General features: G+C 57.2%; 11 protein-coding genes. 8 read left to right on the top strand and 3 right to left on the bottom strand.

The features are described 5' to 3' along the window. Positions 1-63 precede the first annotated feature (63 nt). Positions 64-1635: an AMP-binding protein gene (locus J2S62_RS13210; protein ID WP_310175522.1), complete on the bottom strand. Its 1572-nt coding sequence runs from the start codon at positions 1633-1635 to the stop codon at positions 64-66. Between the two features lie 152 nt (positions 1636-1787). Next, positions 1788-2246, bottom strand: coding sequence for a MaoC/PaaZ C-terminal domain-containing protein (locus J2S62_RS13205; protein WP_310175520.1), 459 nt, complete (start codon positions 2244-2246; stop codon positions 1788-1790). Between the two features lie 525 nt (positions 2247-2771). On the opposite strand from J2S62_RS13205, the gene J2S62_RS13200 reads away from it, so the two are divergent. From J2S62_RS13200 to J2S62_RS13190, 3 genes are read left to right on the top strand one after another with little or no spacing between them, the layout of a single operon-like run. After that, the gene (locus J2S62_RS13200) at positions 2772-3974 is read left to right on the top strand and encodes an acyl-CoA dehydrogenase family protein (RefSeq protein ID WP_310175518.1); all 1203 of its coding nucleotides are present in this window, start codon (positions 2772-2774) and stop codon (positions 3972-3974) included. Between the two features lie 13 nt (positions 3975-3987). Continuing rightward, positions 3988-5154: an acyl-CoA dehydrogenase family protein gene (locus J2S62_RS13195; RefSeq protein WP_310175517.1), complete on the top strand. Its 1167-nt coding sequence runs from the start codon at positions 3988-3990 to the stop codon at positions 5152-5154. Further along, positions 5141-6058, top strand: a complete 918-nt coding sequence (locus tag J2S62_RS13190; RefSeq protein ID WP_310175516.1) for an SDR family NAD(P)-dependent oxidoreductase — start codon at positions 5141-5143, stop codon at positions 6056-6058. Before J2S62_RS13195 ends, J2S62_RS13190 begins: the two co-directional genes overlap by 14 nt. Before the next feature lie 57 nt (positions 6059-6115). Here the strand turns inward: J2S62_RS13190 and J2S62_RS13185 are convergent, their stop codons facing one another. Continuing rightward, on the bottom strand, positions 6116-7135 hold the full coding sequence (locus tag J2S62_RS13185) for an NADP-dependent oxidoreductase (RefSeq protein ID WP_310175514.1): 1020 nt from the start codon (positions 7133-7135) through the stop codon (positions 6116-6118). Positions 7136-7335: 200 nt separating this feature from the next. On the opposite strand from J2S62_RS13185, the gene J2S62_RS13180 reads away from it, so the two are divergent. The 5 genes from J2S62_RS13180 to J2S62_RS13160 all read left to right on the top strand — a co-directional run bounded on the left by J2S62_RS13180 (position 7336) and on the right by J2S62_RS13160 (position 12267). Continuing rightward, positions 7336-8355 carry an NADPH:quinone oxidoreductase family protein gene (locus J2S62_RS13180; RefSeq protein ID WP_310175511.1) on the top strand — a complete coding sequence of 340 codons (1020 nt, stop codon included), beginning with the start codon at positions 7336-7338 and terminating at the stop codon, positions 8353-8355. Between the two features lie 132 nt (positions 8356-8487). Beyond that, positions 8488-9759, top strand: a complete 1272-nt coding sequence (locus tag J2S62_RS13175; protein WP_310175509.1) for an acyl-CoA dehydrogenase family protein — start codon at positions 8488-8490, stop codon at positions 9757-9759. Next, positions 9756-10820, top strand: coding sequence for a phosphotransferase family protein (locus tag J2S62_RS13170; RefSeq protein ID WP_310175507.1), 1065 nt, complete (start codon positions 9756-9758; stop codon positions 10818-10820). The genes J2S62_RS13175 and J2S62_RS13170 overlap by 4 nt, the downstream gene beginning before the upstream one ends. Beyond that, positions 10817-11575: an SDR family NAD(P)-dependent oxidoreductase gene (locus J2S62_RS13165; RefSeq protein ID WP_310175505.1), complete on the top strand. Its 759-nt coding sequence runs from the start codon at positions 10817-10819 to the stop codon at positions 11573-11575. Before J2S62_RS13170 ends, J2S62_RS13165 begins: the two co-directional genes overlap by 4 nt. Continuing rightward, positions 11575-12267 (top strand): histidine phosphatase family protein, encoded by a 693-nt coding sequence (locus J2S62_RS13160; RefSeq protein WP_310175503.1) that lies wholly within the window; start codon positions 11575-11577, stop codon positions 12265-12267. The genes J2S62_RS13165 and J2S62_RS13160 overlap by 1 nt, the downstream gene beginning before the upstream one ends. Position 12268 lies beyond the last annotated feature (1 nt).

Raw genomic sequence — 12268 nt, 5'->3', positions numbered from 1 at the left:
CGACTGAAACGCAAAGAGGGGGTAGTGCGAAAACTCGCACTACCCCCTCTTTAGCTTTGGAAACTATTTAGTTGTCGAATATTCAGCCGCGTACTGGGCCCGCATTTTATGTTTCAGGAGCTTGCCCGAAGCATTTCGTGGGAGCTCGTCGACGACTTCCAGCCGGGTGGGCTTCTTGAAGGAAGCTAATTTATCCGAGAGGTAGTCTTGGATCTCTTCCAGGGTTGGCGGGTCGGAGGGATCTGCCGGGACCACGATGGCCACCGGGGTCTCAACCCACTTCTCGTGCGGTGCGCCAACCACCGAGGCATCAGCCACCTTGGGGTGCCCGGCTACAGCATGTTCAACCTCGATGGAAGAGATGTTCTCCCCACCGGAGATAATGAGATCTTTCGTACGATCCACGACATACATATAGCCTTCCTCATCTTGGCGAACCATATCGCCTGAGTGGAACCAGCCATCGTGCGTGGATTCTTCGGTCGCTTCTTCTTTGTTCCAATACCCGGCCATCAGACCGGGACCGCGATACACGATCTCCCCCATTTCACCCTGTGGTACATCGTTACCCTGCGCATCAACGATGCGGGCGGCAACCGGGCCGATCGTTTTGCCAATCGAGCCCATCTTGCGCAGTGAATCCGGTCCCTGAAGCTGGGCCGTGACGGGTGACATTTCCGTCTGACCAAAGGCGGCCGAAATGGTGGCATTGGGGAAGGTGTCCGCCATGAGCTGCAGTGTCTCTTTCGAGGCTGGGGAGGCGCCCCACGAGATGGTCTGAAGGGGAATATCGCGATCCTTAATCCCCGGCAACGAGCACAGCGCTTGCCAGATCGTGGGCACCAGGAACATTGTGGTGATCTGTTCTCTTTCGAGCATGTCGGCCAGCGCTGAGATATTTGTGAGCACTTTGGGTGGCGCGATGACTAGGCGAGTGGCCGCGAAGAATGCTGGAGTTAGGAAGCCAACGCCGGCAATGTGAAACATTGGTACAACGATGAGGTTTGCTTCTGGTAGTTCTCCGGGGGCCGGTGCCGTGCGGAACAGCGGGATCGTCTGGCTCAACAGATTCATGTAGCTGAGCATGACCCCTTTCGGCGCCGAGGTCGTGCCAGAGGTGTACATGATCATGGCGATCGCATGTTCATCAACGTCCAACCATTCCGGGCGTCCTTCGGCCGCGATAATCTCTGGCAGGTCATCAACAAAAGAGATTGCTTGAACTTGATCTTTGTGTTCGGCGCCAGCAAGTGTCTGCGCACCCATCGCGTCCACGTAAATGGCCTTGGCACCAGAATCGGAGATGAAGTAGTCCAATTCCCGTGGGACGGAGCGGACGTTGACCGGAACGCTGACCGCACCAAGCGTATTAATCGCCACCATCGCAGCAAGATACTCGGCGCTGTTTAGGGCAAGAATCAGGACGCGGTCGCCGGACTGTACTCCGCGGTTCTGTTGGAGATCAGCGGCCATTGCCTGGACTCGTCGATGGAGTTCCGACCAAGAAATATTTTCCGCTTCGGTCGTGACCGCAATTTCATCTGGCCGGTCAGTTGCATGGAGATCGAGCATATTCATCCAGTGCATTCGACGGGAATGAAATGGTTGGCGGTCTGGGACGGTGGGAATGAGCATGTGAGAGCCTTCCGTGTTTAGTGTGAGCTACCTCACGATATACTAATGAAATGTCTCCATAAAAGCGATGCTTTTTTGGAAATTTGGTGCGATGATTCTCGCCGAGAAGGGGCGTGGATCCAGATTGAACTCGCTTGTCCGAGCTATCCGTATTACTCCCGAGAGCGGATGAGAGCGTCAAGAACTAAGGAAAGTACCGGTCGGTCAGCGTTGTCCACGAGGACTCCGGTCGAGGAGAAAATAGCTCGACCCGGGCCGGTAGGCGTGACCGATTTGATCGTGACTCTTCCGCGCAGCTCCGTTCCTGCAAAAACCGGACGTTCAAACCGCAGCTGAGAGACCTCTCGTCCGGCGATGATGTCATAGCGGTTAAAGAAGTTTTCAACACATAGTCGCTGAAAGATTGCGGCCGTGTGAATGCCGCTTGCGATGATGCCGCCAAATTCACTGTTAGCGGCTGCTTCAAGGTCTACGTGAAAATACTGTGGATCCCATTGCTGTGCGAAGCCGATGATTTCCTCCTCGGTTACCGTATGGGAGCCCAGGTGGAGTAGTTCACCAATGGGGAGCTCTTCGGCTGGTAGACGCTTGTTTGCTGTTAGGTCGTTCATGCAGGGATCACCGTTTCCGTGAGTCTCGTGTTGTGTCGAAGTTCTTGGGTGAGATGGGCGGGGTGCTCTTGGGTGGTGCTTTTTATTCCTTCTAAGCATCCATGAAGCGTCATGCGCCGAGAGGCTAAGTTGTGTCGCGTACGTAGGGTTGCCCATGAAGACTGATTCAGGTGTATCCTACATCACAGTTGATCTGACCTGGGCCGCTTCGACTGACGGGCATCGAGCACTGAAAGTTCGATCGCGACGCACTGACATCTCAAGGCTCCCGTAGCTCGCTTGGAGTGATATAGGATGCAGTGTGGCGAGCGACACGTTTCAGCGTGAATCGTCGCATCATATCCAGGTGCGGCGTGGGCGGATCTCGGATTCGGCCCATCAAGCTGGAAAGTGACCATCAGGTGACTCCAGATTCTGTACGTAGGGGACTCTGCGGTGACTGCAGGGAGAGATACCGGCCCCGATTTCGATTTGGCTGTACAGGAGTGCCTCGTCATATTAGTAAGCATGAAAGGCTGAATACTTATGGATATCACGCCGGATAGCGGCCTGGAAGAGTTTCGTTCCGAGGTAGTCGAATTCTTGGATACGGCGCCCACCCCAGAGATCCTCGAAGCAGGGCGGAAAACGACCAGTGTCTTCGCTCCCTTCGAGCAAGTTATGGCCTGGCACCGCATACTTCACACCCGCGGGTGGTCGGCCCCGGACTGGCCGGAGGAATACGGCGGACCGGGCTGGTCAGTGGAGCAACGCTATATCTTCGCCACGGAATACCAAAAGCGCGGACTGCCGCCACTGTTACCCAATGGTCTGAAAATGGTGGGCCCACTGCTGATGGAACTCGGCAGCCCCGAGCAGAAGGATCGCTACCTACCAGGCATCCTGTCTGGCGAAGACTACTGGACCCAAGGCTATTCTGAACCTGCAGCCGGCTCCGATCTCGCCTCGCTGAGTTGTTCAGCTGTGGCTGACGGTGATGACTACATCCTCAACGGCAGTAAAATCTGGACCACCTACGCCCACCACGCCAACCGGATGTTCATGCTGGTGCGCACCAGCAATGAGGGACCGAAACAGGCCGGGATCACGTTCCTACTTTTGGACCGCATGGATTACCCGGGCATGGAGGTTCGGCCGATTATCGGACTCGACGGTGCTCCCGAGCAGTGCGAGGTATTCTTCACCGACGTTCGAGTGCCACAATCCGGCAGGGTGGGTGCCGAAAATGATGGCTGGGCAGTATCCAAACAACTCCTCAAACACGAGCGCGGCGGTGGAGCGCAAAGCCCCATGCTGCGCCACAGACTCGATGTGGTCCGGGAAGCCGCTGCCCAGACACCCTCCGCGTTTGGCGGCTTCCTCGCGGATGACGCGGCCTTCCAGCGCGACCTGGGAGAACTGGAAGCTGAGGTCAGCTCGCTGGAGCATTTCGAAAAGCTTGCGATCAGTGGACATCCAATGGTCAAAGATCGCGCTTATCCTTCACTGAATAAAATTTTGAGCACTGAGCTTACCCAGCGCATCTCAACCCTGATGACCGACGTGGTTGGTTTGGATGCCCTACCCGACCAACGAGATGCATTGAGCGTCGGCTCGGATACCGAACCACTTGGTGATGATCTTTCCCTGATTGCCATGCCCTACTACCTCAACAGCCGGGCGACCACCATTTACGCGGGCACAAACGAAGTGCAACGTGACCTCATCGCCCGCACACAGCGACCCTGACCGGAGGCCCACCGTGGATTTTACGTATACCGAGGAACAAGAACAGCTCCGCAGTAGTCTGGTCAGTGCACTGCGCCGGAACTATACGTTGGCGCAGCGCCAGGACATCGTCGCCTCAAAAGACGGCTGGTCCCCAGCAGTGTGGGAACAACTGACTGAACTTGGCTTGACTGCTATTCCGTTTTCCGAGGAGGTCGGAGGGCTCGACGGCTCGATCGTTGATCTCGTCGCCGTGGCCGAAATATTTGGCGCGCATCTGGTCGCAGAACCCTGGATACCTTCGACGGTCTTGGCCGGCGGGGTGTTGGCCGCGTTTCCTGACCTGCCCGAGGCGCGCTCGCTGCTAGAACAGATTGCAGCCGGTGAAGCAATCGGCGCGCTCGCTCATGAAGAAGGCCGTGGAACACCAGATCCCGCACTGATCACTATGGAAGCCGAACGAACCGGTGAGGGGTACACGCTCACCGGTGAGAAGCGGATGGTCTTGCATGGGGCAGCAGCTGACATCGTGCTCGTGACCGCCCGCCTCGATGGTGAGCTAGCGTTATTTATTGTCGATGGCACCGCACCTGCAGCGACGAAATTCACTACCATTGACGGTCGACCAGCTGCTCACCTTCGCTTTGAGGCCACATCAGCTAAGCTCATCGCTTCCGAGGCGGAAGCCCGGGTGCGCGAGGCGTTGAACCGAGCAATCATCGTGTTAGCCGCCGAGACGGTCGGAGCGATGGGCGCACTCCTGGAACAGACGGTGGAATATGCGCACACCCGACAGCAGTTTGGGTCGCCCATCGGGGCCTTCCAAGTGATTGCTCACCGCATGGCTGACATGAAACTGGCCTATGCAAAAAGTCGCGCCACGTTATTACACACCACGGCGGTAGCCGAAGCAGGACAGCCCAGCGCCCACGATATCGCCGTGCTGAAAACTCAAGTGGGACGCCTCGGGCGCAGCGTCGGTGAAGCCGCTATTCAAATTCACGGTGGGGTCGGGATGACCGATGAACTGCCGATCGGCCACCTGCACAAACGCATCCTTACCATCGACGCTCTGTTGGGCTCAGCCGAGTATCATGCCCGCGCTCTCGGTGCCCCACGCGCAGCAAAAGTCGACGGCTCAGCGGGTGATGAGAGACAACCAAGTACGACCGAGAAGGAACTATTTCATGCCGACATTTGATGCCCAATCCACCACCGACGACATCCTCGGCGACGCCGATTTGCGAGGAACGCGGGTGCTTATCACCGGCACATCCGCAGGTCTTGGCGTCGAGACCGCTCGCAGCCTGAGCGTCCGGGGCGCGCAGGTCACCGGCGTGGTACGGGACGTAGAGAAAGCACGAGCGAACCTTGAGGAGGCCGGAGCGCAAGGGGTCGAACTATTCGAAGCGGATCTTGCATCGCTGGCCTCTGTTCGCGAGTTCACCGATGCTTTCCAGGCCACCGGTGAGGAAATTGATGTGCTCATCGCAAATGCGGGCATCATGGCGTGCCCGCAGGCCACCACCGAAGATGGTTTTGAGCTGCAATTCGGCACCAACCATCTAGGGCACTTCGTGTTAGTCAATCGCCTCGTACCGCAACTGGCAGCAGATGGGCGTGTGGTCATTCTGTCTTCCGCGGCCCATCGACACAGTGACGTCAACCTCGACGACCCGAATTTCGAGCACACCCCGTATGAGGAGTGGAAGGCTTACGGTCGGTCCAAGACCGCTAACGCCCTGTTCGCCCTGGAACTTGATCGCCGCTTACAAGACCGCAGTATTCGGGCGACTTCGGTGCATCCAGGGGTCATTGAGACTGAGTTGATGCGTCACCTGACACCGGAAACCAGTAAGCGGTCCGGAGCCCGGAAGATGCAGCGCAAAACCGTCGGTCAAGGAGCGGCCACAACGATATGGGCTGGGTTCGCAGCAGATGCAGACGATGTTGGCGGGAAATACGCTGAGGATTGCGCTGTCAGCCCGGTTACCGACGATCCGAGAGAACGTCCGGGTGTGATGCGTTATGCCACGGATCCGGAATCAGCCCAAGAGCTCTGGTCACTCTCCGAGGAGATGGTTGGCGAGACGTTCAAACTGTAAATGGCACCGCCGGTGGCGATGGTTTCGTCGCCACCGGCAGTCATTGCTTGGTTTCCCTTAGATTTTGACGACCATCTTGCCGGAGTTCTCACCGCGCAGCAACCCCATGAACGCTTCCACGCTATTATCGATCCCTTCGACCACGGTCTCGTCGTAGACGAGCTTTCCATCGGCAAACCATTGGCCGGCGACGCGACGGAATTCATCGCCGACTTCAGCGGCATAATCGGATTGGATAAAACCTTGGACTTTGAGCTTCTGTCGCAGAATATTGGTCATATTATCGGGGCCGGGTTGTCGTTCCGTAGCGTTGTATTGGCCGATGGCACCACAAACCGCGACTCTTCCGAAGGGGGCCAGCACATCAAGTGCGGCTTCGAGGTGGTCCCCGCCCACGTTGTCGAAGTACACGTCGAGTCCATCATCACCGATCACCCGGTTGGCTTGCTCTCGGATCGGCTCAGCCTTATAGTCCATCGCTGCATCAAAGCCGTATTTTTCCGTGACGAGTTCGCACTTTTCCGGCCCACCTGCAGAGCCATATACCTTGCTGGCCCCGAGTAGTCGGGCGAACTGGCCCACGGCCGTGCCGACTGCGCCGGCGGCACCGGAGACGAATACGCTTTCACCCTCACTGAGCTCCGCGATGCGGGTCAGCCCAATGTAGGCGGTGATCCCGGGCATGCCGAGCAGACCAAGGTAGAGGGAGAGAGGGGTATCTTCAGAGGCGCGCTCTATGCGCTGAAAAGCCGTTGCGGGCCCCTGCGCTACATCACGCCACCCCATGCTGTGCAGCACAAGCGTGCCTTCGGGCAACTCCGACGAACGGGATTCCACGACACAGCCCACGGCTGCACCGTTCATAACTTCACCCACCGCATAGGGTGCCGCATAACTCTTCGCCGAGCTCATCCGACCGCGCATATACGGGTCCACGGAGACGAATTCGTTTCGGACGCGCACCTCACCCTCAGCGAGGGCCGGTAATTCAACCTGAACGGTATCGAAATTGTCATGGGTTGGGAAACCGACGGGACGAGACGATAAATGGATCTGAGTACTTAGAGAAGTCGACATGCTTCTTACATTAGGCGTAGATGTAACTTGAGTCACTCCAGATGACCTTCTAAGAGCTGGTGTAGACCACTGCGGGGCAATTCGTGCCCGCAATGTATACGAAGCGTTGACGTGATCTGCATTACATGCGTAGTCTTCATATGGTGCCACCATCATGGTGTTTTACATCACCTACGCTCACATAAGGAGATCACACAAGCATGAAGGCAATCCACGTCACCTCGCTCGACGGACCAGACAAGCTCGAAGTGCGGGAAATCGACCGTCCCAAACCAGGTCCCAACGAAGCTCTCATTGAAGTTTCCTATGCAGGGGTGACCTTCCCGGAAGTACTCCAGACGCGTGGCATGTATCAAGTCCGCCACGAACTTCCGTTCGTCCTGGGCTCGGAAGCCGCAGGCACTGTAGTTGAAGTCGGAGAAGGTTCGAAGTTCTCCGTAGGAGACCGGGTGGCGACCAACCCTGGCAAGGGAACCTTCGGCGAATATGCCATTGCACCAGACTCCAAGACCGTGAAGCTGCCGGATTCCACCCCGTTTGCCTACGGCGCCGGCATGCCCATGAACCTGTTGACTGCAGACTTCTCATTGCGCATGCGCGCGGACCTGCAACCTGGTCAGACTGTACTAATTCACGGCGCTGCTGGCGGACTCGGCTCAGCCGGCGTCCAGTTGGCGCTGGCCATGGGCGCAGAAGTCGTCGCTGTGGTCTCCAGTGATGACAAAGCCGAAATGGTCAAAGGCCTCGGCGCCCAGCATGTTGTTAAAGCAGACGGTTTCAAAGATGCCGTCAAAGAAATTTATCCCGATGGAGTGGACCTGGTCTTCGACCCGGTAGGTGGCGATCGGTTCACCGATTCGATCCGCTCACTCAAGCCTTTCGGGCAGCTCCACGTCCTCGGATTTACCGCAGGAGAAATCCCCACCGTAAAAGTGAACCGACTCCTGCTGAAGAACGTCTCCGTCGTGGGTGTCGCCTGGGGTGCCGCGCTGCAGGGTAAACCAGAATTTATTAGCGAGCAGTGGGATGCGATCTACGAGCATGTTTCGGCAGGTCGCCTCGACCCGAATATCCATGCGATTTATCCGCTAGACCGCGCCAGTGAAGCGCTCGCCGTCCTGGATGAGCGCGCCGTGCTGGGCAAAGTATTGCTCGAGGTCAAGCCAGAGGCAGACCAGCCGGATTCCATCCGGGAAAACGCCCTGGTGTCGTCTAAATAACGACAAAATCCAGTACAGAGCCCTCCGGCCCCTCGGGCCGGAGGTTTACGTGCACTTGTGCCCACATAGGCCAGCGCGCACTAGAAGCGATGCATGCTGCAGCGACTTCTAGTTCTACTAAGGAGATAACGTATGAGTTGGAATTTTTCGACTGAGCCAGAGTTTGAGAAGAAGTTGGAATGGATGCGGGAGTTTGTCCGCGAGGAAATCATTCCACTGGAGGTCGCTGACCTGAGTCCTGAGGCTTTCAAGGTTCATACTGATAAGTTGAAGGATCAGGTTCGTGAACAAGGGCTGTGGGCTGCTCACCTTGAACCTGAGCTCGGTGGTGGTGGTTTTGGGCAGTTGAAACTTGGCCTGATGCACGAAATTCTTGGCCAAAGTGTGTTTGCCCCACCGATCTTTGGCAATAACGCCCCGGACTCCGGCAATGCGGAACTACTGGCTATCGGTGGTAACGATTACCAAAAAGAGCAGTGGATGTACCCGTTGCTCGCCGGCGAATTGCGCAGTTGTTTCTCCATGACTGAGCCCGGCGCCGGCGCTGACCCGACCATGCTGACCACCCGTGCCGTGCGTGAAGGCGACGAGTACGTCATCAACGGGCATAAGTGGTTCTCCTCAAATGGCGCATATGCTGACTTCTTCATCGTCATGGTCGTGACCGATCCCGATGCCGACCCACGCAAACGTGCCTCAATGATCATTGTGGATGCAGACACGCCGGGGGTGAATGTGCTCCGCAACATTCCGGTGATGGGCGAATCCGGCGCGGCCGGCGATAAAGGCCACGCGGAGATTTTGTACGAAAACGTTCGGGTCCCGGCGGCGAATCTGGTCGGCAACGAAGGTGACGGATTCATGCTCGCCCAGCAGCGTCTGGGCCCAGGCCGTATCCACCATGCGATGCGCTGGTTAGGTCAGGGACAGCGAGCCTTTGACATGATGTGCGAGCGAGTCGTCTCTCGCGAAGTGCATGGTTCGTTGTTGTCGCAGAAACAAATGATCCAAGACATGATCGCCACCTCGAAAGCAGAACTGGAAGCAGCCCGACTGCTCACTCTGCAGGCAGCATGGAAGATGGACCAGGGTGGTACCAAGAACGCGTTGACCGATATCGCGATGATCAAGTTCTGGGGTGCACAAGTGCTCTATAACGTGATTGATCGCGCGATTCAGGTTCATGGCGCACTCGGTATTACCGGGGATCTGCCGTTGGAGCGGATGTATCGTGACGCCCGCGCCGCGCGGATTTACGACGGCCCGGATGAAGTCCATAAGGTCACCGTTGCACGCCGGGTGTTGCGCGACTACGAGCCAACCGATGTACCGACAGAACACGTGCCAACCCGCACCGAAGCAGCCCAGAGAAAATTCGCGAGCCTGTTGGAGTCGATCTCTTGAGCCACAGCAAACAACAAAACCCAAGCACCGATCTGTCGATCAGCGCCTCGATCGCAGCAGAACACGCCGAAGAATCGGGCATTGATTTAGACACACTCGAAACCTGGTTGCGGGCACAACTCGGCCCAGGCGAATTGCAGGACCCGAAGTTCCTCACCGGCGGAACGCAGAATGTGTTGTTGGGATTCACGTGGAACGGGGAACGCCTGATATACCGTGGCACCCCGGTGCACAAACGGGAACACTCTGACACGATCATGTTGCGTGAAGCCCGCGTCTTGGCAGCACTGAAGGGCAGCCCGGTACCGCACCCGGAACTCATGGCGGCCTGTGATGACCTCAGTGTGCTCGGCAACGCGTTTTTCATCATGCGTGCAGTCGAAGGCTTCAATGGTGTCAGCGAACTTCCGGAACATGTGCAAACCGATACCGAGTGGCAGCATGCCATGGGCATCTCGCATGCACGGGCAGTGGCAGCCTTGGGCAACGTCGACTATAAAGCGGTTGGCCTGGAAGGCTTCGGCAAACCAAACGGATGGCTCGCACGCCAGCCCGCCCGGTGGGTACGGCAGCTCGAAAGCTATCGTGAATACGAGACCTGGGCAGGTATAGACCACCCCGGTGTCGAGACCATTCCCGCTTGGTTAGAAGAACACATGCCCACCGCGCAGAACGAAGGAATTATTCACGGAGATTGCCACGCCGGCAACGTGATGTTCAAACACGAAACCCCAGAGGTCGCAGCGCTTGTTGACTGGGAGCTGTCCACCCTCGGTGATCCGCTCTTGGATCTCGGTCATCTATTGGCATCCTCCTACGGGAATGAACTTCCTGGAGCCCCCAGCAAGTCTGAAGTTATTGAAGCGTACGGAGAAGTCAGCCAGTGGGACGTCAGTGACGTGGACTTTTACCACGTGCTGGCATGCTTCCGTTTTGGAGCGATCCTCGAGGGCTCGCAAGCACGAGCATCAGCCGGTCTCGCCCCGGAGGCCGTGGGCGAGCGTCTGCACGCCAGAACACTGTTCCTCTTCGACCAAGCAATGGAGATCATCGAATCATGAATAAATGGGCCTTCGATTTTACCGGGAAGAAAGTCGTCATCACCGGGGGCTCTCGTGGCCTCGGTTTTCAGATGGCCTGTGCTTTCTCCTCCTTGGGTGCCGAGGTCATCATCGCCTCTCGGAAATTAGAGTCCTGCCAGACCGCAGCCTCGACCATAACCGCCGAAACCGGCGGGAAGGTGCACGCCTACGCCTTGCACGCCGCGGACTGGGACCAGTGCACCGAGTTTGCTCACAGGGTATTAGAAGACCACGGCAAGATTGACGTTCTCGTCAACAACGCCGGTTCGTCCCCGCTCTACGACAAAGTCACTGACATCAGCGAAGAACTCTATGACAAAGTTGTCGGGCTGAACCTGAAAGGCCCGTTCCGCTTGTCGGCACTGCTTGGTGAAAAGATGGCTGAATCGGGTGGCGGGGCGATCGTCAATATCTCTTCGATCGCCTCGGTGAATCCCAAACCCGACACGGTGCCATACTCGGCGGCCAAGGCAGGCCTCAACGCTACGACCGTTGCGCTTGCGCACACCTACGGGCCCGACGTGCGAGTCAATGCCGTGGTGCCAGGCACTTTCTTGACGGATATCTCTCAGCACTGGGACCAAGAGGCATTTGCTCAACGGGCCCAGAGCTTTGCTGCCAAACGTGGTGGAGAGCCCGAAGAAATCGTTGGAGCGGTCCTGTACTTGTCTTCTCCAATGGCCAGTTATACAACAGGCGCCCTGTTGACCGTCGATGGTGGAGCTTCGAAATAATGAGTAGTTTCTTAGGAAAAGCCCTCGGGGGAGCACTACTAACACGAGCCATGCAGGTCACGAATGTGTACCTGGTCCGGCATGGTCAACAAGTCCGAGGTGGCCACGATTCACCCGAATCCTTGGGTTACGATGCGCACTTGTCTGACACGGGTCGGCGACAGGCCCAAGCGGTGGGGCGCGCCCTCGAGGGCGCGGAGCTGGACGTGGTGTATTCATCGGACCTTGTCCGGGCCCACGATACCGGTAAAGCCATTGCTGCCTCCCATGGTCACGAAGTTTGTGTTGACCCACGGCTCAAAGAGATCGGTGTCTTCCGAGACGTCCCCGAAGACCAAAGCTACGAACAGGCCGTGGGCGCTGAAAAAGCTCAAGAAGCCACGACTCGTATGATGGAAACCCTCAAATGGGATTCGATTGCACTCGGTGAAGGCTCTGCTGAGTTTCGCAGGCGCGTTCACGGCGCTATTTGGGAGATCGTGCGGCGGCATCAGAATCAGAACATCGCGATCGCATGCCACGGTGGTGTCATTAACGCGTTTATCTCCGAAGAGTACGGCTTGGAACGTGACTTCTTGTTCCGGCCGGCCCACGCTGGGATTACGCGCATGCGCTTCACAGAGGATCGCGCAGTGATGCTCACCGGCAATGAGATCACTCACCTTGAGAATGAAGACATCCTGACATTCTGAG

The organism is Enteractinococcus fodinae (assembly GCF_031458395.1).
GTDB lineage: Bacteria > Actinomycetota > Actinomycetes > Actinomycetales > Micrococcaceae > Yaniella > Yaniella fodinae.
Note: the sequence above shows the minus strand (reverse complement) of the source record. Positions and strands in the feature narration are given on the sequence as shown.